The sequence below is a fragment of the Pseudomonas sp. GM79 genome (assembly GCF_000282495.1).
GTDB lineage: Bacteria > Pseudomonadota > Gammaproteobacteria > Pseudomonadales > Pseudomonadaceae > Aquipseudomonas.
The window spans coordinates 1-22,998 of sequence record NZ_AKJE01000087.1; the positions used below are offsets into that span (position 1 = coordinate 1).

Annotated in this window: 23 protein-coding genes; 11 read left to right on the plus strand and 12 right to left on the minus strand. The window is 50.9% G+C overall.

Annotation, left to right across the window (positions count from 1 at the left end; genetic code table 11):
- Positions 1–33 precede the first annotated feature (33 nt).
- The 6 genes from PMI36_RS06940 to PMI36_RS06915 form a co-directional block, all read right to left on the minus strand.
- On the minus strand, positions 34–966 hold the full coding sequence (locus PMI36_RS06940; RefSeq protein ID WP_008074415.1) for a D-2-hydroxyacid dehydrogenase: 933 nt from the start codon (positions 964–966) through the stop codon (positions 34–36).
- A 118-nt stretch (positions 967–1,084) separates the two neighbouring features.
- Entirely contained in the window at positions 1,085–1,378 is a 294-nt protein-coding gene (locus tag PMI36_RS06935) for a YcgL domain-containing protein (protein WP_007898694.1), read from the minus strand.
- Positions 1,375–2,508, minus strand: a complete 1,134-nt coding sequence (gene rnd, locus PMI36_RS06930; protein WP_008074416.1) for a ribonuclease D — start codon at positions 2,506–2,508, stop codon at positions 1,375–1,377. The genes PMI36_RS06935 and rnd overlap by 4 nt, the downstream gene beginning before the upstream one ends.
- 123 nt (positions 2,509–2,631) lie before the next feature.
- A complete protein-coding gene (locus PMI36_RS06925; RefSeq protein WP_007898692.1) occupies positions 2,632–3,294 on the minus strand; it encodes a class I SAM-dependent methyltransferase in 663 nt (220 codons plus the stop codon).
- Between the two features lie 73 nt (positions 3,295–3,367).
- Positions 3,368–5,017, minus strand: coding sequence for a phosphoethanolamine transferase (locus PMI36_RS06920; RefSeq protein WP_008074428.1), 1,650 nt, complete (start codon positions 5,015–5,017; stop codon positions 3,368–3,370).
- Between the two features lie 166 nt (positions 5,018–5,183).
- On the minus strand, positions 5,184–6,566 hold the full coding sequence (locus PMI36_RS06915) for a glutamine synthetase family protein (RefSeq protein WP_008074429.1): 1,383 nt from the start codon (positions 6,564–6,566) through the stop codon (positions 5,184–5,186).
- A 537-nt stretch (positions 6,567–7,103) separates the two neighbouring features.
- On the opposite strand from PMI36_RS06915, the gene PMI36_RS06910 reads away from it, so the two are divergent.
- The 3 genes from PMI36_RS06910 to PMI36_RS06900 all read left to right on the plus strand — a co-directional run bounded on the left by PMI36_RS06910 (position 7,104) and on the right by PMI36_RS06900 (position 10,334).
- Positions 7,104–8,288, plus strand: a complete 1,185-nt coding sequence (locus PMI36_RS06910; protein ID WP_008074430.1) for a cyanate transporter — start codon at positions 7,104–7,106, stop codon at positions 8,286–8,288.
- Between the two features lie 15 nt (positions 8,289–8,303).
- The gene (locus PMI36_RS06905; protein WP_008074431.1) at positions 8,304–9,251 is read left to right on the plus strand and encodes a DMT family transporter; all 948 of its coding nucleotides are present in this window, start codon (positions 8,304–8,306) and stop codon (positions 9,249–9,251) included.
- A 147-nt stretch (positions 9,252–9,398) separates the two neighbouring features.
- Positions 9,399–10,334 carry a LysR family transcriptional regulator gene (locus PMI36_RS06900; protein WP_008074432.1) on the plus strand — a complete coding sequence of 312 codons (936 nt, stop codon included), beginning with the start codon at positions 9,399–9,401 and terminating at the stop codon, positions 10,332–10,334.
- 3 nt (positions 10,335–10,337) lie between these two features.
- On the opposite strand, the gene PMI36_RS06895 is transcribed toward PMI36_RS06900, so the two are convergent.
- The 3 genes from PMI36_RS06895 to PMI36_RS06885 form a co-directional block, all read right to left on the minus strand.
- A complete protein-coding gene (locus PMI36_RS06895; RefSeq protein ID WP_008074433.1) occupies positions 10,338–10,703 on the minus strand; it encodes a 5-carboxymethyl-2-hydroxymuconate Delta-isomerase in 366 nt (121 codons plus the stop codon).
- A gap of 57 nt (positions 10,704–10,760) precedes the next feature.
- On the minus strand, positions 10,761–11,687 hold the full coding sequence (locus PMI36_RS06890) for a LysR family transcriptional regulator (protein ID WP_008074434.1): 927 nt from the start codon (positions 11,685–11,687) through the stop codon (positions 10,761–10,763).
- Positions 11,688–11,850: 163 nt separating this feature from the next.
- Positions 11,851–12,042, minus strand: coding sequence for a YegP family protein (locus PMI36_RS06885; RefSeq protein ID WP_008074435.1), 192 nt, complete (start codon positions 12,040–12,042; stop codon positions 11,851–11,853).
- A gap of 591 nt (positions 12,043–12,633) precedes the next feature.
- Between PMI36_RS06885 and PMI36_RS06880 the strand changes: the two genes are divergently transcribed.
- From PMI36_RS06880 to PMI36_RS06860, 6 genes are all read left to right on the plus strand, one after another.
- On the plus strand, positions 12,634–13,962 hold the full coding sequence (locus tag PMI36_RS06880; RefSeq protein WP_008074436.1) for a tyrosine-type recombinase/integrase: 1,329 nt from the start codon (positions 12,634–12,636) through the stop codon (positions 13,960–13,962).
- Positions 13,963–14,104: 142 nt separating this feature from the next.
- Positions 14,105–14,272 carry a helix-turn-helix transcriptional regulator gene (locus PMI36_RS30900; RefSeq protein ID WP_081499294.1) on the plus strand — a complete coding sequence of 56 codons (168 nt, stop codon included), beginning with the start codon at positions 14,105–14,107 and terminating at the stop codon, positions 14,270–14,272.
- Between the two features lie 12 nt (positions 14,273–14,284).
- Complete coding sequence (locus tag PMI36_RS06875; RefSeq protein ID WP_157214971.1) at positions 14,285–15,253, plus strand: AAA family ATPase; 969 nt, start codon at positions 14,285–14,287, stop codon at positions 15,251–15,253.
- Between the two features lie 1,231 nt (positions 15,254–16,484).
- The gene (locus PMI36_RS0129815; RefSeq protein ID WP_032830585.1) at positions 16,485–16,856 is read left to right on the plus strand and encodes a plasmid mobilization protein; all 372 of its coding nucleotides are present in this window, start codon (positions 16,485–16,487) and stop codon (positions 16,854–16,856) included.
- Positions 16,840–18,141, plus strand: coding sequence for a hypothetical protein (locus PMI36_RS06865; protein WP_008074440.1), 1,302 nt, complete (start codon positions 16,840–16,842; stop codon positions 18,139–18,141). The genes PMI36_RS0129815 and PMI36_RS06865 overlap by 17 nt, the downstream gene beginning before the upstream one ends.
- Positions 18,142–18,182: 41 nt before the next feature.
- Positions 18,183–18,455, plus strand: coding sequence for a hypothetical protein (locus PMI36_RS06860; protein ID WP_157214972.1), 273 nt, complete (start codon positions 18,183–18,185; stop codon positions 18,453–18,455).
- Positions 18,456–18,614: 159 nt separating this feature from the next.
- Here PMI36_RS06860 and PMI36_RS31545 read toward each other — a convergent pair whose 3' ends face one another.
- The 3 genes from PMI36_RS31545 to PMI36_RS06850 all read right to left on the minus strand — a co-directional run bounded on the left by PMI36_RS31545 (position 18,615) and on the right by PMI36_RS06850 (position 20,287).
- The gene (locus tag PMI36_RS31545) at positions 18,615–18,797 is read right to left on the minus strand and encodes a hypothetical protein (RefSeq protein ID WP_157214973.1); all 183 of its coding nucleotides are present in this window, start codon (positions 18,795–18,797) and stop codon (positions 18,615–18,617) included.
- Positions 18,798–18,862: 65 nt separating this feature from the next.
- Positions 18,863–19,312, minus strand: a complete 450-nt coding sequence (locus PMI36_RS06855; RefSeq protein WP_008074442.1) for a hypothetical protein — start codon at positions 19,310–19,312, stop codon at positions 18,863–18,865.
- A 33-nt stretch (positions 19,313–19,345) separates the two neighbouring features.
- The gene (locus tag PMI36_RS06850; protein ID WP_008074443.1) at positions 19,346–20,287 is read right to left on the minus strand and encodes a hypothetical protein; all 942 of its coding nucleotides are present in this window, start codon (positions 20,285–20,287) and stop codon (positions 19,346–19,348) included.
- Between the two features lie 167 nt (positions 20,288–20,454).
- Here PMI36_RS06850 and PMI36_RS30905 point away from each other — a divergent pair, with 167 nt between their 5' ends.
- Both PMI36_RS30905 and PMI36_RS06845 read left to right on the plus strand, forming a co-directional pair.
- Complete coding sequence (locus tag PMI36_RS30905) at positions 20,455–20,691, plus strand: helix-turn-helix domain-containing protein (RefSeq protein ID WP_081499295.1); 237 nt, start codon at positions 20,455–20,457, stop codon at positions 20,689–20,691.
- A gap of 334 nt (positions 20,692–21,025) precedes the next feature.
- Complete coding sequence (locus PMI36_RS06845) at positions 21,026–22,864, plus strand: hypothetical protein (protein WP_008074444.1); 1,839 nt, start codon at positions 21,026–21,028, stop codon at positions 22,862–22,864.
- Positions 22,865–22,998: the final 134 nt, after the last annotated feature.

Here is a 22,998-nt window from a genome sequence, read left to right on the forward strand (position 1 = left end):
CAAGCCCGCTCCCACATTTAATGGGTGGTGGATTTAATACCCGCGTGAAAAATCCACTTCCCCACGCAACGCTTCGCCCGCCTGATACGCCCGCAGGTTTTCGACGAACAACTTCACCATCATGGGTGGCGAAGTCGGTGCCGAACTGTGCCCCGTCAGCAGCAGGCCCCACGCGGTCCAGAACGGATGGCGTTGCGGCAGCGGTTCCTGACGGCAGACGTCGATCACGGCCCCGGCCAGATGCCCTTCCTTCAAGGCTTCCACCAGATCCGCATCGACCACCGCCACGCCGCGCCCGACGTTGATGAACAACCCGGTCGGCTTGAACTGCTTGAACAGCGCGGCGTCGTACAGGTCATGAGTATTCGGGGTGTTCGGCAGCAGATTGATCACGTAATCCACTTCGCCGACCAGTCGCGGCAAGTCGCTCAGCGTGCCGACTTCTACAAAGGGCGCCTGCTCGCGGGCTTCGCTGGCGATGCCGTACAACTCGACACCAAATGGCACAAGGAACTGCGCCACGGTCTGGCCGATGTCACCGGTGCCGACGATCAACACCTTGCGTCCAGCCAGGCTTTGCCCTTGGCGACTGTCCCACTTTCGCTCGACCTGGCTCACCAACCGCGGCAGTACTTCGCGCTCGTGGCCTAGCATGTAAGTCAGTACGTATTCGGCCATGACCTGACCGAAAATCCCTACCGCGCGAGTCAGGCGATAGTGCCGTGGCAGCCCGTCGGCCAGCAACGGCGTGATGCCGGCCCAGGTCGATTGCAGCCATGCCGGCGTGTGGCCCTGACGCAACAGCGTCGCCAGCAGGTCCGGCTGGCCGAGCCAGACCTGGCACTCGGCCGCCTGACGGGCCAGTTCGGCGGAGTCGCCGCTGGTCAGTACTTCCAGATCAGGCGCTGCCTGACGCAACAGTTGGGCATACACAGGGTGGTCGTGTTCAGCAATCAGAACGCGCATGGTTCAAACCTTTCAAAAACAGTGCAGACGGCCGCCGACGGAGTATCACTCCATCGCCCTGGCCATCGCCAAAATCATTCCAGTGTTTCATAAAGGCTCTGAACAGAGCCTGTCTCGATTACATCGGGTCGTTGCGTCGCAGCAGTTCTTCCGGCAGATGCTCGATGTATTCGTCTTCGGCCGGCGGCATTTGCAGGTGATAGCCCTGCTTCTCGAGGTTTTCCAGCACCACGGTGATGTCTTCGCGCGACAGCTTGCGCTCGGGCGTCAGCACCAGATCGAAAGCGTGGTGCGGTTTGCCGAAGGCCGCCATCAGACTTTCCGGAACGCGCTCCAGTGCATCGCTTTTGAGCACATAGAGGTACATCTCGTTTTTCTTCAGGCTTCGATAGATGGAGCAAATACGTTTCAAGGCTGTTCTCCGGCGGTGGCCAGGCTGTCGAGCAGCGCCTGGCCCATCAATTCGCGGCGCCAGCCACGCAGCGAATCAGGCAATTGGTAAGGACCATTGGGGAAACCGCTCTTGAGCAGCGCTTCCAGGGTTTTCTTGCGCAGCATCAGTTCTGGGGCGATGTTCAGTCGCTCGGCTTCGGCCTGGCCGATCGCGCGCAGCTGTTTGACCAGCGCGGCGGCGTCCACCGGCAACGGCTCCGGCACTGCTGGCGGCCATTGATCAGGCGACACACTGCCAGAGCGCTTGATCAGATCAAGCAGAAATTCGCCGTCCTGACGCACGGTACGCGGGTGCATGTCTTCGATTTTCGCCAACGCGCCGAGGTTGTCCGGCTGCGTGCGCGCCAACGGCCACAGGGAATGTTCACGGATGATGCGGTTGCGCGGCAGATCACGGGCGCGGGCTTCGCGCTCGCGCCAGGCACAGAGCTCACGCAATACGGCGAGTTGCGCGCGGGACAGCTTCCAGGCCAGTTTGGCGTCGCGATAGACCTCATACGGGTCGACCTCGCGACGCAGATTGGCCACCAGCTCGGCACCGTCTTCCAGGACCCAGGCGTATTTATCGTCAGAAAGCTTCGGACGCAGCTGTACGAAAACTTCCGCCAGATGCAAGGCATCCTCGGCGGCGTAGCTGATCTGGGTGTCGGACAGTGGACGTTGCAGCCAGTCGGAACGGGTTTCGCCCTTGGGCAGGTCGATGCCGAGCACTTCCTGCACCAGCCGCGAATAACCCATGGAAAAACCCAGGTTCAGGTAAGCGGCGGCCAGTTGGGTGTCGAACAGCGGCGCTGGCAGGCTGCCGGTCAGACGCAGTAGCACTTCGAGATCTTCGCTGCACGCATGCAGGACTTTGACCACGGCCGGATTTTCCAGCAACGCGGCCAACGGCTGCCAATTGTCGATGGTCAGTGGGTCAATCAGGTAAGCGCGTACGCCATCGCCGATCTGCAGCAGGCCTGCGATCGGGTAAAAGGTGTCGACCCGCATGAATTCGGTGTCGAGGGCAACGAATGGCAGTTGCTGCCACTCGGCGCAAAACTGACCGAGGCTATCGTTGTCGCGAATCCAGTGAATATCGATGGCCACACGGCTCTCCCTTGAAGAATGGCGCGCAGTATATATCGCCCCCGGCAATTTCCGCGCCTCCACTGAACAAGAGCTTTAGCGAAAATACCTGCTGGATCGCAAGAATAGTCTGACAGGAGGAGACTAGCTGCCCTTACGCAGCACGTAGACCCGCATCCGCGCACAACCCGGCAGGAAGTCTTGATGGCTGAGCAAGCGGAAACCCGCCTGCCTGAACTCGGCCTCAAGCTCGGCCTTGCTCGCCTGTGGCTGGGACTGTGCACCGTTCACACCCGATTGGCGCAGTTTGAAATGCGCATCAACCCGCACCGCCACAATCACGGTATCGCGACTGACCCGATGGAACTCGCCCAGCAGGGCCAACCGATGCTCAGGACTGGTGATGTGTTGAAACAGTTGCATGCAAAAAATGCAGTCCACCGCGTTCGCCGACAAACCGATGGTGAAGGCTGAACTCTGAAAGGTCTTGATCCGCTCCAGCAGGTGCTGCGGATGGTGGGTGCGGGCATGATCGAGCATGTCCTGAGACGGATCGCTCGCAAGAATCACCCGATTCGCATGTTCGGCCAGAATCGACCAGAAGCGCCCTACACCGCAGGCAACATCAAGAATCAATCCCGGTTCGCCAGCGACCTGAAGCGCATTACGCACCAGTTGCTCGTCGCGCCAGAACGTCAAACGCCCCGCCAGCCCACGCGGTCGCGACTGAAGGCAGACGCGGGCATGTTCCTGATCGTAGCGCCGGGCGAACTCCAGTTCGATGGCGGATGGGGGCAGCGCGGACATGTGCAAGGGCTCTTGTTGGAATATCGACTGGCGGCAGGTTAACCACTGGCGCGTGAAAAAAAGGTCGACGGACTCATTTTTTGGCCAGCACACCGTCAATCACTGCGCCGCGGCAGCCGGCAAACATGTCCAGTCCCGGGTCATAGACCTTGCTGTTGACCTCCAGCAGGCCAAGCATGGAATGGAACAGGTTGTCCTGGCTCAAGGGCTTTTCGCGACTCAATTGCAGGCAATGAGTGTCCACCGAGAACGATTTTTGATAGCTGTCGGAGAACCACGCCAGCATCGCTACATGCTTCTGTTGTTCCGGCGCCAGCATGTAAGGCGTGCCATGAAGGAACAGGTTGTATTCGCCCAGGGATTCGCCGTGGTCCGACAGATAAAGCATGGCGGTATCGACTTTGTCCTGATTACTGCGCAACAGGTCGATCAGGGTCGACAGCACATGGTCGGTATACACCAACGTGTTGTCGTAGCCATTGACGATACTTTCGCGGCTGCAATTGTTCAGTGCATTGCTTTCACACACCGGGGTGAAGTGTTCGTATTCTTTCGGGTAGCGCTTGAAGTACTCCGGACCGTGACTGCCCATTTGGTGCAGTACCAGCACGGTGTCTTTATCCAGCGTGTCGATGAAGTGCTGCAAACCTTGCAGGAGAATTTCATCGCGGCACTCGCTATTGGCACACAACGCCGGGTCTTTCAGGTTACTCACGTCGTCGACAGTGACCCGATCGCAAGTACCTTTGCAGCCCGACTGATTATCCCGCCAGATCACCTCGAGACCGGCATGCTTGAGCACGTCCAGCAGACCTTCCTCGTTCTTTGCCTTGCTGGCGTTGTAATCCTTGCGGCCCATGTTGGAGAACATGCAGGGCACCGACACGGCCGTTTCCGTGCCGCAAGAATGCACATCGGTGAAGGCAATCAGGCCGGCTTCCTTATCCAGTTGGGGGGTGGTGTCGCGGTTATAACCCAGGATGCCGAAGTTCTCGGCCCGGGCACTTTCGCCCACCACCAGTACCGTCAGGGATTTACGGCCGTGGGTTTGCCAGACCGGGTTTTTCTCGGCATCTTCACCGAGTTTGACAAAGGGTTGCCGGGCAGAAACGACTTGCTCGCGCAGATAACCGAGCGAGGCACCGATGTAGTTGCTTGGCACCACCATCAGGCGCAATTCATGGTGATTGCGAAACAACGACGACAAGCCTTGATAGTTGACCAGGGCGACACCGCCGATCACCGCAACCGATGCGACACTCACCAGCACTTTACTTAATAACTCCCGGTGCCAACGACGGTAGTTGACAGGGATTTTCCACAACAACCACGACGGTAAGATCCCGAGAGCAACAATATAAACAAACAACTTCACGGACAGTAAGTCACGCACTTCTGTGGCATTGGTTTCTGCGAAGTTACGAAACATACCGGCATCGATCAATACACCGTATTGGCTCATAAAATAGGCCACGCCGGCACTGACCAAAAAGATCAGCGTCAACACGGGTTTCATCACAGATTGAAACGCCAGCAAGGTCAGCACAATGTTGAAGGCCGCCAGGATCATTACCCCGAATGCAACACGCATGGCGATGCCTTGACCGTCTGCCACGGTGATAACAAACAAGTGTTGCCAGAGTACTGAATTGAACCCAGCCAATAAAAAGGCACTGGCAATCAACGTCACCCACTCGGGGCGCACGGCTTTGAACTTCAACATGATGATTGGTTGTTCCTGAAAGAAGTGCCCGAGGCAAATGTGAAAATTTCATTTACCGCGACAACACAAATCTTAAGCAGCCAACCATCAATTTTTCGTGAAAAAGAAGCCAACGATTAGTTGGCTCATGGCATAAGGCTCAAACTTTCAATAATGCAGACTCGTTTCAGGCCTGATGCAGATACCAGCGCCAATCCTGCTCACCGACTTCACCCATGAACTGCCGGTACTCGGCACGTTTCACCGCCAGATACACACCAAGAAACTCACTGCCAAATGCTTCCCGCGCCCAGCTCGATGCCTCCAGTGCTCGCAACGTGGTCAACCAGTCGGTCGGCAACAACTCCGTGGCCTGGGCGTACCCATTGCCCTCGACCGGTGCACCAGGATCCATCTGCTCGCGAATGCCGCGATGAATCCCGGCCAGGATCGCCGCAGCCGCCAGGTACGGGTTGGCGTCGGCACCACAGATGCGGTGCTCGATATGCCGGGAGAATGCCGGCCCGCCGGGCACCCGCAAACTCACGGTGCGGTTGTCCACCCCCCAGGTGGCCGCCAATGGTGCGTAGCTGTTGGTCTGGAAACGACGATACGAGTTGGCGTTCGGACAGAACAGCAGCAACGAATCCAGCAACGTGCTGAGCATTCCGCCGACCGCTTGTTTAAGCAGCGGCGTGCCGTCCGGGGCTTCGCTGGCGAACAGATTATTGCCGTCCTTGTCCGCCAGGCTGACGTGCATGTGCATGCCGGTGCCGGCCAGATCATCGAAAGGCTTGGCCATGAAACAGGCCGCCATCCCGTGTTTGTGGGCCACGCCCTTGACCAGCCGTTTGTAGCGCACCGCTTCATCCATCGCCTGCAAAGCATCGGTGCGGTGTTCGAGGGTGATTTCCACCTGCCCCGGCGCGTATTCGGAAATCGCCGTGCGCGCCGGAATGCCCTGCAGTTTACAGGCGCTATAGAGATCGGCCAGAAACGGCTCGATTTGCTCCAGTTCACGTAAGCCATAGACCTGCGTGGCGCGTGGTCGCCCGCCATCAACATCCCGCGCCGGCTGCGGCCGACCGTTGCTGTCGCGCTGCTGATCCAGCAAATAGAACTCCAGCTCCGCCGCCATCACCGGGTAATAACCGTCGGCCTGCAAGCCTTCGATAACCTTGGCCAGCAGGTGCCGTGGGTCGGCGATGGTCGCGGGCATGCCCTCTTTTGGATGCATGCTGACCTGCACCGCCGCCGTGGGAATCAATCGCCACGGCATACGCTGCAAACTGCCGCTGATCGGGTAGGCCCGGCAATCGATATCACCGACGTCCCAGACCAGCCCGGAATTTTCCACGTCATCGCCATTGATGGTCAGGCCCAGAATGGTACTCGGCAGCGGCCGCCCGCTCTCGTACACCGCCAGCAATTCATCGCGATGCAGCAACTTGCCCCGTGGCACACCGTTGTTGTCGAGGATGAACAGCTCGAACATCTCGATATCCGGATTGTGTTCCAGGAAGGACAGGGCTTCTTCTTTCGTGGCGAAGGATGTCGTGGCACAGCTCATGGGAATTCTCGTCTATCCGCGTCAGGCAAACGCACAGGCGCCGCCGGTTTGATCCCGGCGCACGGCGCGGGACCTGTCAGAACAATCAGCGGGACAGGCAAGAATCCGGCGGGCGGGCGTGGCGGCAGTGCCATAACGCCCAGAAGGCCAGTTCGGAAGGGAGTGCGACCGGACAACCGTCCATAGAGAAGACCGCAGTAAACAGATGACCAGCAGCGTCACACGGGTGGTTAAGTCGTTAAATCGGGATTTGAAGAACTTTGGGTGTGGATTGGCTAAACATTCACTAAATACCTTAAGTGAACAAAATCTACCCGAACACTCCATACCCCCTGTGGGAGCGGGCTTGCTCGCGAAGAGGCCGTCACATCCGACATTTCTATTGACTGACACTCCGCTTTCGCGAGCAAGCCCGCTCCCACATTGGACCTGTGTTGCATCAAGCTATTTAATTTCTAAATACCGCTCCAGACTTTCTGATTTGCGGCCTCCGGGGCTCGCGCGCCTAATCGGCTCCTTGTTTTTGAAGGTCCGATTATGGAAAACGTTCGCGCAACCTCCCGCCCTGCCTTCTGGCTGATGTTCGGCATCATTCTTGTCGCCCTGAACCTGCGTCCATCCATGGCCGCTGTCGGTCCTTTGCTATCAGCCATTCGCGGTGATATCCCGTTGAGTTTCAGCCTGGCCTCGCTCCTGACAATGTTGCCAGTCATGGCCATGGGACTGGCGATGTTCTTCGGTATCGGTGTCAGTCAGCGGCTGGGCGAGCAACGCACCGTGGTGCTGTCGCTGCTGATCATCGGCCTGGCCACGGTGTCGCGGCTGTTCCTCGATTCTGCGGCGGAACTGATCTTGAGTGCCGTGTTGGCTGGCATCGGCATTGCGTTGATCCAGGCGATAATGCCCACCCTGATCAAGTCCCGTTTCAGCGACAACGTTTCCGTGTGCATGGGCCTCTACGTGACGTCGATCATGGGCGGCGCGGCAATCGCCGCGTCGTTTGCGCCGCTGGTGATGACCCGCACCGACAGTTGGCGAGTGGGTTTGGCGATCTGGGCGGCGCTGGCGCTGTTGGCATTGCTGTTCTGGTGCGCTCAACGCTCGGGAATGCCGACGCTGGATGCCAGATCATCAGGCAAAGAATCCTTTTTCACCCATTCCCGCGCCTGGTTACTCGCAATCTTCTTCGGCCTCGGCACCGCGTCCTACACCTGTCTGCTGGCCTGGCTGGCGCCGTACTACGTGGAAAAAGGCTGGAGCGAACAACAGGCCGGTTTGTTGCTGGGCTTTTTGACGGCCATGGAAGTGTTGTCAGGGCTATTGGTACCCGCCATCGCCAACCGCAGCCGAGACCGACGCCTGGTGCTGGTGGTGTTACTGACGCTGATCATGGCCGGTTTCTGCGGGCTGATTCTGAGCCCGCAATACCTGAGCCTGCTGTGGCCCTGCCTGCTCGGATTGGGCATCGGCGGGCTGTTCCCGATGAGCCTGATCGTGTCGCTGGATCATCTGGACAATCCCCAACGCGCAGGCGGGCTGACTGCCTTCGTACAGGGCATCGGTTACCTGATTGCCGGCCTCTCGCCGCTGATGGCCGGGATAATTCGCGATCAGTTGGGCAGTTTCGAATGGGCCTGGTGGTCACTGACCGGCGTCATGGCGTTGATGATTCTGATAGCTCTGCGCTTCAATCCGCGGCATTACGCCAAACACATTCACTGACCCGTAAACCCCATCATGAAACGCACAGGTTTTGCTGCGGCTCACGTCGGCATGCTGCTCTGGGCACTGTTGATTGCCGTCTCGTTTTCCGCGGCAGCCCAGGTCAGCCAGGCCATCGACCCGATTCTGCTGACCGGTTTGCGCTTGCTGTTTTGCGCCCTGGTATTTTTGCCCCTGCTAGTGTTCAAGGGCGATACCGCCATGAACATCCAGGGACTGCTCAGCCACGCTGTGCTCGGTATGCTGCTGGCGCTGTATTTCGGCTCATTGTTCGAAGCACTGCGCTACACCTCGGCGATCAACACCGGGACGATGTTCACTCTGGTGCCGTTGCTGACGCTGCTGTTCGAAGCCTTCCTGATGCCCGACAGCAGCCTGAAAAAGCGCGTATTGCCCATGCTGACTGCCGCAGCGGGTGCCGTGCTGCTGGTGTTGAAAGGTGCTGGCCCCGACGAACTGCCGTCGTTGTATGCGCTATCGGTGTACGGGATCGGTTGTTTGGCGATGGCGCTCTACTCGCCCCTGAGTCAACGGCTCAAGACCAATAGCCTCAAGGGTCGCGGCCCGGTGGGCATGACCTTCTGGAATATGCTGTTTGGTGCGCTGTTTCTATTGGCGTTCTGTGGGTTCAGCGGCGGCTGGCGATCGGCTTCGTTGCTGACCGCGAGCGATCTTTGGTGGTTGATGTACCTGGCACTGTTCGCCACGCTGGCGACCTTCTGGCTACTGCATCGAGCCATTGGCGTCATCGCCCCCTCCTCGGTCATTTCCTACATCTACCTGAGCACTCTGTTCATCACGCTATTCCACTGGTTCTGGCTACACGAGTCACCACTAACCCTGGAAATCATCGGCGCATTACTGGTGGGCATCGGCATGTTGGCGCTGCTAATATCCAGCCGCGACGCGATCCCCGCGCAGCCATCAGCGTTAAAGGCCTCTGGCCAGCTTTCAAGAGATTGAATTCATAGGTCGTGTTCGCAACATTTTCTGTCCCACAACTGACCATGAAAAATCCTACAAGGCATTCTCTTGGCACCATCGTTCCGTTAGGATCATTCGCACACGTTTGCGCACAGTCAGCGCAAGGAGCACAGCGAGACAGAACGGATGCTGAACAGTAACTTGCTTAGAAAGCTCGATATGCAGGACCTCATGGTGTTTGTCGCCGTGTATGAGCAAAGCAGCGTCACCGGTGTGTCGGAGGCGCTCTGCGTCAGTCAGTCCACCGTGAGTTACTGCCTGAAAAAACTGCGCACCAGTTTCGAAGACGAGCTATTCATCAATACCCGCATGGGTATGCGCCCCACCTACAAAGCCAGCACCATGCATACCCATGTGCTGAAAATCCTCGAAAGCATCAACCTGTGTCACGCCGGGACACCGACCTTCGACCCGACCTTGCAACCGGTCACCTTCAATATCTGCGCGCCGGAGTACTTCGAGCAGTTGATCCTGCCGCGCCTGTTGAAGAGCTTCGATTTCGCCGACCTGCCAGTAATGGTCAACATGCACAAGTTCGAAACCGACATCCCGGCCGAAGAACTGCGCGACGGCAGCCTCGACCTGGTGATCTGTTTCGGCCCGAATTTTCATCGCAGCCACACCGATTTCAACTCCAGGAGGCTGCTGGAAGATGACTTGGTCTGCGTCTTCGACAAACGCGCCACGCCGCTGGAACCGCGCTTGAGCCTGCAAGCATTCACTCAACGCCGGCATGTGTTCCCGACGCCTTGGACATCTACCACCAATATGGTCGACGGCTGGCTTGCTCAACAGGCCCACAAACGACAGATAGTCGCGCGTTCCAACAGTTATAGCGCGGCGCTGAAGATGATCACCGGCACCGATTTCATCCTGACCTTGCCTCGACGCATCCAGCAATTGCTGGCCAACGAGGCAATCTTCAATCACTGCGAAGCGCCCAACGGCTTGCCGGGCTTCACCCTGGACATGCAGTGGAGTCAAAGCGTCGATCAGGACAGCGCCAACACCTGGCTACGCGAGCAAGTGATCAAAGCCTGCGCCGGGCAGGAAATGGCCTGAAACTCAGTGGCCGATGGCGGTCTTGGTGTAGGACTCTCGATCGATGTCGAGGATTTCAACACACAGCTGGACCTGAACTTCTGCCGGCCACTCACACACATCCTGCACCACGGCCAGCAGGCTTTCAGACAACTGCTTTTTGATCTGCGGCGAGCGACCGCTCAACAGCGCCAGCTTCACATGCACGAACGCCCGCTCGCCCAGTGCAGTGCCCACCCTGAAAGTCTCGACCTTCACTGCACGAGACTTGATATCGAACTCAGCACCAAACTGGCCGGACGCGACCAACGCGTTGTTGAGTCGCATCAACGCCAGATCGGCATTCAACTCGGGCAAGTTGGCGGTGTATTCCATGTGCAGGTGGGGCATAACGGGGCTCCTGAAGATTGGCAGAAAGGTCGTACATATAACACAGAGCCGCCCTACTCACTGGGGCGGCGCAAGAGTCGCACGCTCACTCATGAACGCCTCCAGACGCGAGCGTAGCCAGCGCTCGGCCGGATCGCTGTCGACATGACTGAGCCAGACCATGGACAGGTCCAGTGTCGGCGTCTTGAACGGAAACGGCTCCTTGAACAGTTGGCCGGACGCGGCCATCGCCTCGGCCGTGTAATCCGGCAGGCTGGCGATCAGATCGGTGCCGGCAAGCAAGGCCGGCAACGAGCTATATTGCGGCACCGAGAGCACCACCTGACGAGTGCGGCCTATTTCCGCCAGCCACTCATCAGCGTAGCCACTGACATTCGCGGTATGGGACACCAGCACGTGCGGCCGCGAGCAATATTCATCCAGGGTCAGCGGTGTGTCCGAGGCGTCTGCGCGCAAAATACTGGGCTGGATGTGCCGCAGCAATTTGCGCTTGGCGTTGGCTGGCAGGCCGCGGGTCTGGCTGATACCAACGGTGATATCACCAGACGCCAGCAGGTCGGGAATGCGCCAGTAGTCGACATGCTGAACCACGAACACCACCTTCGGCGCTTCCTGGCGCAAAGCACGCAGCAGCGGCGGTAACAGGCCGAACTCGACATCGTCCGACAGCCCGATGCGAAACGTCATGGTGCTGCTGAGCGGATCAAAATCATGGGTCAGGCTCAAGGCCACCGACAGCGAGTCCAACGCCGGTGACAGGTGCCGAATAATCTCCTCGGCCCGCGCCGTCGGCTCCATGCGATGCCCGACCCGAATGAACAGTGGATCGTTGAACATCGTCCGCAATCGGTTCAGCGCCGCACTGATGGTCGGCTGACCGAGGAACAGCTTCTCCGCCACCCGTGTGACGTTGCGTTCGAGCATCAATGTCTCGAACACCACCATCAGATTGATGTCGGCCTTGCGCAGTTCATTGCGATTCATCCATTGCCCCCCGATCCCAGACGGCGGACAGTTTAGGGAGGTCTTGCGATCGGCGTCTATGCAGGTTGGCAAATGACCCGATCCCTAAAAATCCGGGGCACTTATACGAGCGTTCGGAAAAAAAAGAAGCTGCTCTGACTGAGCAGCTTCACCGCCCTGGAGTCTATATCTCCTTGACCGGGGTCTGATCATGAGTCCCTTTGATCAAACTGATGGCATGCACGCAATCAGACTTGTTGACGTAAGCCTCCCCACTGGCAATCGTTTCATGGTTCCCCGCCCGCAAACGCCAGCGCCATTGGCCCTTGCCAGTTTGTGCGATACCACGGGTTTGCCTGTAAATCTCAAAATACATTGATCGCTCCTTGCGACTGCTGATTACGACAGGTCAGTGACCTGCAGAACCAGAGTAGATGAGGAATTTTTGCGGCAATGTCTTTCAATGTGAGGGGATATTTCGAAGATAACTTCTTGATTCACGAAGCGATCAACAAATACAGGGGGTGGTAATTAAAGCGACTCAGTGGAGGTACTTTTCTTGGGAACAGGCATATTTTTCTTACGCTGTTGAGCTGATTTATCCGACACCAAAAACCTGGGAAAAAGTAGGGACGACCCCGAAAGTGGTCGATCGAAAAAAGCTGCACAAACGAAAAAGCCCCGTAGCTTATTCAGCTACGGGGCTTTTTCTATGTAATGGCGGAGAGATAGGGATTCGAACCCTAGGTACCGGTGAAGGTACAACGGATTTCGAATCCTATGAATTCATACTGCCGCACACAGAAAAAAACAAATTTATCCAATAAAAACAGTCAATTATACAAACATTTGTATAGTGGCGTAGCGCCATTGTATCCTGATGTGGAATGCTTTTGTGGGATCACAGTGGGATCATAGCTCGATCCCACACCCAACATCGATCCCAAGCCACCACGCAGGAGATCCAATGAAAACGCGACAGCAGATCGAGCTTCTTATCCGAAGAGAAAAGCCCAACCCATTAAAAAAGATACGAATAGCCTGCGGTGATGGGTTGTGCCTGGTCATCAACAAAGGTGGCTCGAAGATATTCACCAGCCGATACAGATTACCTAACCAAAAAAATGCAGAGGACTATTCTCACTCACCGCCCTATCCTGAGATAAGCCTCACGGAAGCATTTAAAAAACACTACATCCTAATGGAGAAGGTTAAAGAAGGAATCAACCCTAAACTCGAACAAAAGGAAAAAGCGCTAAAAGAAGCCTCAGAACCAACACTAAACGAGGTAGCAAAGGACTACTTCAGTAAGGCTTTACTCAGAGAGTCGACGTTGAACGACTACAAAACTCGTTACGAAAAATGGGTCTCATCAAAAATCGGCCAATTAAAATTAAAAAATATAGACTCAGCCGACTGCATAAACCACATCCAAATTGTTAAAAATGAGTCTGGGAAAGACTCCTACAACAAGGGCGATGGTACAAGAACTGCCAGCATCATAAAAACCATACTTTCTCAGATATTTATTCATGCAGTGCTAGATGGAAAACTAAAACTTTCCCGCAACCCCATGCTTGGGATAAGCAGTAAAATGCTTGGAATACAGCAGAAACACAACCAGAAAAAGAGGGTGTTGAGTCAATCTGAGATAGTGGAGACATGGAGAAAAATAACATTACACGAACAACTCGGCATGTTGCTACCTGCCTCCGCAGCATCGATTCATATCGCAATACTTACAGGAATGCGGCGCCAAGAAATTGTGGGTATGCAGCACGACGAATTACAGAAGCTAGAAGATGGATCAGCAATTTACCACGTACCCTCAACAAGAATGAAAGGGGGCGTTGACCACCAAGTATTCCTGTCTAAATTCTGCATGAACATTATTAACAGACTGCAAACGAACACCATATATGCCTTTCCATCTTCCAGATACGTAGACAGGCCAATAAACAAAGAAACAATGAACAATTCAATACGTTCCATATTTGGGGTTCGACGACCAAAGCCGCCTATAGAAATGATAATAGACATCCCTTGGTTTTCGCCCCACGATCTTCGGAGATCATTTTCCAGCGGATTAATGAATGTATTCAAAACACCAAAACCAATAATACATTCAATGATTGCACATGGAAATGATGATGACGATGACAGCGAAGGATTAGGCTATGACACAACCTTGGACAAAATCTACGTTATAGCCGATGAATTCAATGAAAAGAAGAGTTACTGGCAACAGTGGTCTGATCACATTGAACGCCTAGTCAGCCAACCCGACGAACGGTAGTCCGTACAAAAAACCAAATAACGTCAATAAAAACCTGACTAACATGCACTTTCACCGAACTTTTATTAAAAATCTCTAATTTTACAACCACATACAAGCCGATATAGGATAGCCCAACAACCTAACAAACAAGGAATACATCATGTCAAATCGTTTACTTAAATTCTCCCAAGTTTCAGAAAAGGTAGGACTATCGCGAAGAACAATTTACACAAGAATCAAAAATGGAACCTTTCCTAAGCAGCGAAAAATAGGGTACGCAAGCAGATGGCTTGAAATAGAAATAGAAACATGGATGGAGAGCCTGTAAATGGAGAATCTTATGAATCTAGAGATGAGACTATTACAGGATCGCTGCGGAACCAGAGCAATCATTGAACATTCAGAGCAAAATGCAGAATGGATATTTGAAAACCTCATTGAAAAAGGTGAGCAGTGGATTATCTCGGGCGCGCCTAAAGCAGGTAAATCAAGACTAGCGTTGCAGTTAGCACTTAGCGCCAGTGAGGGCGCTTCATTCTTGGATTTCAAATGCCCCAGAAAACAGAGAGTTTTATACGTTGACTTTGAGTTGAGCCCTAGAATTTCTGCACATCGAGTTTTGGATTTTTACAAAAACGATAGAGAAAAACTTATCATGAATAAGTCTTTCTACAAATGTAGCGATCACAAGATTATTGATGTGAACTCAACAAACCACTGTAATTTAATAAAAAATATCGTAGAAACTCTAAAACCTGACCTAGTGATCTGGGACGTCTTAGCGAGAATGCATTCCGCCGACGAGAACAACAATATTGCTATGACTCAAGTCATGCAAAATATTCGATTGCTAAGCTGCGGTGCCGCACATATCGTGGTACACCACGCCAGAAAGGAAATCTATGGTAATGGTGGGGCTAAATCTTTAAGAGGAGCATCCAGTATACACGGCGAGGCTGACGGGGTAATGGCTCTTGCACTCGAAAACTCAAAAATGAAAAGTTACAGTTTACTTTTCTCGACCCGAGCAATTGATGACCCAGGGAAGATATGGCTAAAAGGAGACGGATTAGGATTTATCAAGGTAACCAAAATAGCTGCCGATGAAAAAAACAAGAGTCAACTTATACTCGGAGAGATTTTTAAAGATCAGACAACAATCACAAAAGCCGCGCTTAAAAACTTCATCGAGGCATCATTGGAGATAAGGGATAGACAGGCCGAACGAAAAATTGATGAACTGGTTCTAAGTGGAAAATTGTTAAAAACAAAAAAAGGTCGGGAGATGCTATATAGCCATGTTAAATAAACATGGACTCTAAGGCCGACTCTTACACTACCGACATTTGCCATACCCTCATATATATAGTAAATGTCAGGTATGATCCCCCCTCTCAAACTCTCCCCCCTTTACGGGGTACCAAAAAAATTTGAAAAAAGCATACCCGACGCATTGCGTCGGAATATGACCAAGGGGAGAGCGAAGCGAAACCCGGTATAGCCTCTTAAATCTCTGAAGCCAATTATAAGCGACATGTCCCTACAGTCGAAAAACCTCCCGTAGTAGAGAATGCATGTGCCTTTCCATAAGGATACACTTCTCTTCATCGGACATCATCACAATGATTTTCTCGCTAATTGCTTCTGTGAACCCCATGTCAGTAAGAGTAAGGAGTACAGAAGAGTTCAGCAGTTCTTGGCTTGACACGTCTACAACCTTATTATTGCTTTCGTTTTGCATGTTGCTTCCTCGGGCATGGCTTTCGCCGATAGTGTTAAACTTTAGATGTAGTGAGCGTTTAAGCGGGCAAAGGGGAATAGACGTACGCCAACATGATGGACAAACCTTCGGAATTAAAAATTCCTAATTTTTTCCATCTCTCTTTTCGAACCCGATCTATTTAGGTTCCAGGCTGGCTAGATTCGACGGCGTCGGTATTTAGTGTCCTAATGGGTTCTGGCGTGATAACCCATTGTTTAAACTGATGACCATCGCTCTATACTGCCGTCTTGAAATCCAGCGAAGAAAACGCGCCGATGCTCTGGAAAATCATAGCCTTTATTAAAAAATATAATATCTTCCAGATGTGACGCCCCCGAGAGACCAGCTTTTCTTCCTCGCATATATATGGCTATTAGAGGTCGTATCAGGGATTTGCCTTTATTCGTATCGTGCAATCTTACTCTGGGCTTAAAAAGCAGAATTTTTTCTGGCATGAAATATGTCCATTCCTCTCTATATCGGCTGATTCGTCAACTGGACTATAGGATTCGATTTTCGACATGCCAAATAACTTTTTAGCATTAAAAAATGGTTTTTATATAGATTTATCCTATTGTCAATACCATTGACAATAGCGAAAGCCTATCCAGGCATGATTTCATGATATACTGGATATACATCCAGATCAGGACTGGAACAAGGCTACTCACTGCCCGTACTGCGTACGATTCGTGATGCCTCGCTAGGGTTTCACCCTAGAACCCCTACAAATGGGGATTCCCCATACCCCTATAAAAACAATAAAAACGGGTGAACCATGAAAATTGAAAGTCGCAACACGTCTGAGCGGATTGAGATCCGAGTAACGTCAGAGCTAAAGCAAATCCTCAAGAAAAAGGCGGCGGAGGCGTACATGTCCGTCTCTCAGCTACTAATCCAAAGCGCACTGCACTCGAGTATCAGGATTACGGTTTCGTCCAAACCAGAAAAGACGGCCGAGATTCTGAAGTTAACGGCTGCCGTCAATAAGCTTGGCGCTCAGCTCAACACGATTGCCAGGCACTGCAATTATCACAAAGCGGCATCAGACACCGACTTCATACTTCAGGGTCTGACTACAATCGAAGGCGAGATGCTGAAGCTCAGTCGCGCTGTACTGGGGGAGTCTGGCGATGCTGCACGGCTTTAGTAAATACGGCACCGGAGCTGGTGCAGGGCCTGTTGGGTACTTCCTGGACGAACAGGCATACGACAAGCAGCTCGGTCTTTGGTACAAGCGTGACCCGTTGCCTGAGGTCATTGAGGGCGATCCGCAGACGATGATTCAAATGATTGACGCCCTGCCTTACGTTCACAAATACACCAGCGGCGTCTTGTCATTCACTAAGGCGGACACAGAACGCCTTCAGGCTTTGGAGGGAACTCACTTCCACGAAGCTGTCTACGACATCACCTTACGCTTTAAGGACATGCTCTTCGCGGGCATCAAGGAAGAACACCGGCACATTCTGATTGTTGCCCAGATGCACCTCGGTCGACTTGAGATGCACTACGTCACCCCCCGCTGCAATTATGAGGCGGATAGAGCTTGGAACCCTGCACCACCGGGTAAGAAGAAATTCGAACAGATGGATGCCTTCGTTGACTTTGTAAATGTGAAGTACGGTCTTGATGACCCACGAGATCCACAAAGGGCAAGATTGCTCAACCTCCCGGATTGGCTACCAAATGGAGAGAAATATACTCGTGAGAAACTGCACAGCATTTTTATACAAGCGGTAATAGATGGAGTTATTGAAAGCCGTGCTGGATTATTGGAATTATCAAAAAAAGCTGGATTTGAAATTACGCGTGTTGGAAGCAACTACATATCAATGAAGCCGCCTGGAAGCGAGAAAGCATTTAAATTCAAAGGTTCAATATATGACGCAGGATTCACTAGCGATACTCAGTTTAAAAATACAACAAGAAAAAGCATTGATAGAGAAACGTATCTTGCAAAACCTAAAGTTGCTGCAAGATATAAACAGGCAGTCAGCGAACGTCGAGCGTTTGTCGAAAAGCGCTTCAAAAAAATACTCGCAACTGTTAGAGACGAAGAAAACTATAAAGCATTACAGCCAGAACAGCCTACGACACTTACAACTGTCAAAAGTCTGCCTGATTTTGAACGCAGCACTTTCGGCAATTTGCCTCGCAATATTTACATTCACAATGGAGGCAATAAAGTAACCCATGATAAGCGAGATGGTTTACAGCCAACATCTTCAGCAATAGCTTACCCATCGGACTATTTATTTATTCCATCTACACCCGCTGACATTGGAGGTGGTGGAGGAAGTATGGATAGCGGCGATTTTGAGGCCGATAAGATAATTAACACAAAGCGATCTGAGTTCGGGTCACTACACAACAAATTGCGACAAATAGAAGCGGCAAAGAAAAAGGACGGTGATAGCTATTCTCTAAGATGAGCCGTCGAAAATTACGCTATATAATAATAACAATAAGAGGCATGAAAATGATAAATAATTCACTAGAGTTGAATGTTGTTGAGTACGTCAAGACCGTCGAAGATATTTTTGAGCGACAGCTTAAGCTCATGGATGAACTCCGCGAGTCTTTTAGACTCATCGCAGAAGCTGTGCAAAAAAGCTTTCATGGTGAAGAGCTACCCCCACTGGAAGAAATTGGAGTTAACAATAATTACTTCAATGATAAAACTTCAAGTTCGGAAGTTCGAAAAAATAGACCAGACGAGGCCGCTCGCTCACCCCTAACAAGATAGATTTCAAATCTGCCTCTAAAAGCCAAAAGCTAATCATGCCTTGAAATGGTTGATTAGCAAATCGGCGATTATTTCTCGTATGCTCATCCATTATTCCATCGTACAAATAAATAGCCCTATCAAAAGACAGGGCTATGCACTTTACAATATATTTATATATTATCGAGCATGTTCAGCCATCTTGTTACGAAGGTCGGTCGCAACGGCTTTGTTCGCTGGATCAAGTTCATCCGCAACAGCAGAGGCTTGTGCCGCGCTGACCGGGCGACCGGAACAACCAGCCGCAGACAACAGAGTCAAGCTGAGGGAGACGATTAACAGCAGTAACTTAGTTTCTTTCATTTGACTCACCGTTTTCTTTTTTCGGCTCTTGAGCATCCGGTGGAGCTTGATAAAACCCAGGTCAGTTAGCTTGAGGAATTACCAAATGCTAGCCGTGCCTTGAAGTGATCCCTAACCATTAAATACGCCGCGCCGAGGCCAATAAAAATAAACACAAAAAGAGACGTTAATATTGAGTGCGTAGCTTTCAAAATCATGACAAATAAAGGACTCATCAACAATGCGATGGCAAGTCCAAACATGCAAACTATAAAAATCGGCCATGCCCTACTTCTGTTGATGACCTCGCCATTTTCAAGTCGAATTGCATAAAGAATATGCGTTCCGAAAAATCTGCGAACCAGCGCTAATTTTACCTTTACCCCAACCTTTAGAAATGACCTTGTATAGTCATCACAACTTACGTTTCTTATGCGCTCCCCGCTTATTTTCACAAACGATAACATGCGCTCACCTTTAACATACGAGGCGAGCCCAAGCTCCTCGATCATTCCATCCAAAATAACCAACGCCATACTACCTCCAGGCTTTTTAACAATTAGTTTAAATTACAGTGACTTTGTTAGTATCGTGGACTGAGTTTCTGCATCAACAACATCTACTCGCTGGGGGGCAATCAATACATAACGTTGCTCGCCCAGATTCCCGCCTAGTTTTTCCCGCTGAATTTCTTTGACGTATCCATAAATAGTGATACGAATGGAGTCGCGCATTGACTCAACTTTTTTTGCCAATGCCTCATCAGCAACTTCAAAAAAAATACTCGATCCGCCAGCAAAGCCAAGATAATAATTGTTTGGCCCCGGATTCACATAGCAACGAATTTTTTCTGCTTTAGCTAATAACGCAGGGTTGCGCTCTTCCTCTTCTGAATATGCAAGTTTGTCAGAAAGAAGACAGCTATCGATTGAAAAACCCTTTTTGACAAAGTCGTAACTACTAAGTGGCAATTTAACCCACTCATCGGACGTGAACTGAACCAGACTTTTATTTTTGACTTTATCTGCTTCGGCCATTGTTAGTGCATGAAGTTTTTCCGTCAGTTCGCGTTTTTTGAAAGTGTCCTGCGTCGAGATGCGCTCCAGAGCGAGACGGTAGAACTCTGGATTATCGCTCCGAGTTTTAATCGGATCTTGAACTGACTCTCCGAGATCATCAGCGCCTTCATCCCAACTGCGCTTGGCGTTGTAAAAGAGAAAGGGAACCATTGGATCTCTGGCGTTTAGGTACTCGCTCGGTATACCGATACCGGGGTTCTTGAATGTAACAGCTAAAGGTCTATTTTCCTCTTCTATCTGTTTTTTAACCGCTTCATTGGCTGCCGCTTGTTCCTCGGTGGTCTGCTGTCCAGAGTTTCTGACTCCACTGTTCTTAGCTGGCGTTGTATCTGCTTTGCTTCCGTCGGTACACGCGCTCAACGCAGCGAGGCTTAAGGACATTGCAACGGTAACCACAAGGCTTCGCAAGGTCGGGCTGTGATGGGGGGTCATGCAATCGCTCCTTATGCGTCCTACAGCGCGTATGAACGCCAACATTCATGGGATGGCCGACCAGTTCGCACATAGTGGCCATGCGCGATCATCACATAAAAACCCGTTTTGGGATAATCCTTTTTTAGGATTATTAAGAACGTCGGCCCACTAACCGACGACGCCCAGTGACCTCAACTTATTCAACCTCCTATCAGCTATTGCTTACCCAGCTTTTTGACGCACGCAAGAAAGCAGGGCTCACACAAACAATGCTCTCAGAGCGTTTGAGCAAACCCCAGTCATTCGTCTCGAAATACGAGCGAGGAGAACGCAGGCTGGATGTAATTGAGTTTTTAGAGGTCTGCCAGCTACTTGGGGCTGACCCTCACGAGATGATTCGGAATTTGGAGGATTTATCTTAAGCGGTTAGAGCGTGCGAAATTTCACTTCACCTGACCGCCGGATTGCATCGATACTGACCACTTGCTTGCATACTATCTGACCACCGATTGCATCGAATTTGACCAGCACACTTAATAATCATTATCGGCTGAGAGCTGCCATTGTCGCCGGTTGCGACAGGCAGAAATCGGCCGATTTTGTTGAAAAACTCGGATTTTCAGCTGAGCTGAACTCAGGCACGGCTACCCTGGAGAACCCCTTTTGGTCGGCCACTATTGCGTTGATGCAGTCTCTAGACAGCATTCAAGGAACCTAGTGATGGCGATACACGGAAAGTAGAAATAAGGATAGGTTATGCTAGATCTATATTCTGAAGAAATTGATGTGCTTTCGAACAAGCATATTGATGCGGAAGTACGCAACTTAGCACTAAAAAAAATACGGGAAAAGCTACCAACCTCAGAAAAAAAGCGACGTGAAATTCTGAAGTTTGCTACAGCCATTCTCCTCAACAATGTCCGAAACCGCGATTATAACGCTTCATTTGGAATGCTCAGGTTTACATTTTTTACAAACTTAGAAAAGCCTATTGCGGAAGCTCGGAAGCAGGGGGTTTTTAGGGCATCAAAAACAAATTTTAACCCAAAGCTAACTAAAGAACTTTTGGAAGAGCTGTATCGCAGCCAAACTTTAGCTGATGATGAGCTAAATTATATTAGATCCGTTAATGGTTTATTGAAACTCGCCCCTGACGTATTGGATTTCAAGAATAAAATCGCAACGGCGGCAAGCTCAAGGCGGTATTTTCTCAAAACAATACTTTCTATAGCTGAGACCAAGTATAGTGATTTGCTATCTCACTATGATGAGCGCCCCGAAATACCTTATATGGATATTCTTTTCCATAACAACAAAGAAAGCATCCTTACCTCGGCCTCGTACATAGTTCAGATCTATAGAGAAGTCACTTCAGGCTTAAAGCTTAAAGATAGCAACGGCATTGATGAAAACATTAGTCACGACTTTTATCACAATCTTCTCGAAGCCGCATTTGCAATAATAAATTATCTTGAGGCTGAAATTAAAGTCGACTTCTATGGCTATGGGGTTTGGTTTGACGAAGAAACTAGGAGCTTTAGTGTTGATAGCGTTGAATTCGAAACCGCTAAGAGCTATGGGTATGCGAAAGCTGACTTGAGAATGTATTCGCAAAGCCGAATCTATAACGAGGCTGCGAATTCAAAAAGTTACGCGGAGATGCTGAATGAGTTTTGGCTGAAGGATAGCCAAGAGGCGGAAAGTGTCGTACATGCCATTAAGAATGCTCCATTTGAACGAATTGTTTTAAAGACGTTTCATGTTGAATATGGGCATCAAGCAAACATTTTCGGTCACGACCGTCCTTTCAAAGAAGAACAAATGCAGCTTATGGCCTTGATGGATGAAAATTATAATGTAGATGTATTTGATACAAAAATTTACCGAGATTTTGCCTGCTTTGATATATTTAAACTGCAACGTTTTTTCGGATTTATAGCCTTCATTTATAAAAAAGCGTATGAAAAGTTGAGGGCAGAAGGACATTCCAATTCTGATTTAATAAGAAAGCGCTCAGTTCTTCCGGTTTTTGATAAGAAGGATCTAGTAAGGATATTCCAGAATACTACTGGCAAGTCACAAGCAGATTGTGAGGGTTTACTTGAAAAACTAACAAATGATAAAGTTACGGATTATGAGGTAATCGACCTCCAGTACAAGCCCATACTAACCATAGAACACAGGTATCTGGTGATGCCTACATTGTTCGCTTATTCAAATTTGTGTAGATCCTTAGCTATCGATGAGGGTGTACATTTTTCTGTTTCTGGAAAGTATGACTATATGGTCAAAAACGTATCAGACATTCTGAACGATCAAGGGTTTACTGTTCAGCATGACTTTCCGTTTGGTGACGATGAGATAGATATTGCGGCAGTGTACGGCGAGAATTTATTTCTATTCGAATGTAAAAACCCTTATCACCCCGTAAATGATTTTGAACTGCGAAACACATATGCCCATCTAGTGAAAGGTTTTTCGCAGATTGAGAAATTTCAGGAGCGTTTCAAGGATCGCCAAGTGCTTGATCAGTTTTTTAAAAAATCTAAAAGTAAACCCGAAAAACATAAAGAACATCCATTATGGAGTAATTAATGCGAATCGAGCCCTAACTGGACTTTCTAAAAATGGGGTGAAGGTATTTCATGCAAATGAACTAATGAACTTTATATCTACCGGAAAATTGATATCCGCAGGCCATGAATATCATAGTTGGAAATCAGAGACAT

Excerpts from the sequence above, each read along its gene's own strand:
- PMI36_RS06900 (WP_008074432.1), top strand. The coding sequence starts at position 9,399 with ATGCTGAACAGTAACTTGCTTAGAAAGCTCGATATGCAGGACCTCATG.
- PMI36_RS06910 (WP_008074430.1), top strand. The coding sequence starts at position 7,104 with ATGGAAAACGTTCGCGCAACCTCCCGCCCTGCCTTCTGGCTGATGTTC.
- PMI36_RS0129815 (WP_032830585.1), top strand. The coding sequence starts at position 16,485 with ATGAAAATTGAAAGTCGCAACACGTCTGAGCGGATTGAGATCCGAGTA.
- PMI36_RS30900 (WP_081499294.1), top strand. The coding sequence starts at position 14,105 with ATGTCAAATCGTTTACTTAAATTCTCCCAAGTTTCAGAAAAGGTAGGA.
- PMI36_RS06925 (WP_007898692.1), bottom strand. The coding sequence starts at position 3,294 with ATGTCCGCGCTGCCCCCATCCGCCATCGAACTGGAGTTCGCCCGGCGC.
- PMI36_RS06905 (WP_008074431.1), top strand. The coding sequence starts at position 8,304 with ATGAAACGCACAGGTTTTGCTGCGGCTCACGTCGGCATGCTGCTCTGG.
- PMI36_RS06875 (WP_157214971.1), top strand. The coding sequence starts at position 14,285 with ATGAATCTAGAGATGAGACTATTACAGGATCGCTGCGGAACCAGAGCA.
- PMI36_RS31545 (WP_157214973.1), bottom strand. The coding sequence starts at position 18,797 with ATGAAAGAAACTAAGTTACTGCTGTTAATCGTCTCCCTCAGCTTGACT.
- PMI36_RS06920 (WP_008074428.1), bottom strand. The coding sequence starts at position 5,017 with ATGTTGAAGTTCAAAGCCGTGCGCCCCGAGTGGGTGACGTTGATTGCC.
- PMI36_RS06940 (WP_008074415.1), bottom strand. The coding sequence starts at position 966 with ATGCGCGTTCTGATTGCTGAACACGACCACCCTGTGTATGCCCAACTG.
- PMI36_RS06845 (WP_008074444.1), top strand. The coding sequence starts at position 21,026 with ATGCTAGATCTATATTCTGAAGAAATTGATGTGCTTTCGAACAAGCAT.
- PMI36_RS06855 (WP_008074442.1), bottom strand. The coding sequence starts at position 19,312 with ATGGCGTTGGTTATTTTGGATGGAATGATCGAGGAGCTTGGGCTCGCC.
- PMI36_RS06860 (WP_157214972.1), top strand. The coding sequence starts at position 18,183 with ATGAAAATGATAAATAATTCACTAGAGTTGAATGTTGTTGAGTACGTC.
- PMI36_RS06885 (WP_008074435.1), bottom strand. The coding sequence starts at position 12,042 with ATGTATTTTGAGATTTACAGGCAAACCCGTGGTATCGCACAAACTGGC.
- PMI36_RS06890 (WP_008074434.1), bottom strand. The coding sequence starts at position 11,687 with ATGAATCGCAATGAACTGCGCAAGGCCGACATCAATCTGATGGTGGTG.
- PMI36_RS06895 (WP_008074433.1), bottom strand. The coding sequence starts at position 10,703 with ATGCCCCACCTGCACATGGAATACACCGCCAACTTGCCCGAGTTGAAT.
- PMI36_RS06865 (WP_008074440.1), top strand. The coding sequence starts at position 16,840 with ATGCTGCACGGCTTTAGTAAATACGGCACCGGAGCTGGTGCAGGGCCT.
- PMI36_RS06850 (WP_008074443.1), bottom strand. The coding sequence starts at position 20,287 with ATGACCCCCCATCACAGCCCGACCTTGCGAAGCCTTGTGGTTACCGTT.
- PMI36_RS06880 (WP_008074436.1), top strand. The coding sequence starts at position 12,634 with ATGAAAACGCGACAGCAGATCGAGCTTCTTATCCGAAGAGAAAAGCCC.
- PMI36_RS06915 (WP_008074429.1), bottom strand. The coding sequence starts at position 6,566 with ATGAGCTGTGCCACGACATCCTTCGCCACGAAAGAAGAAGCCCTGTCC.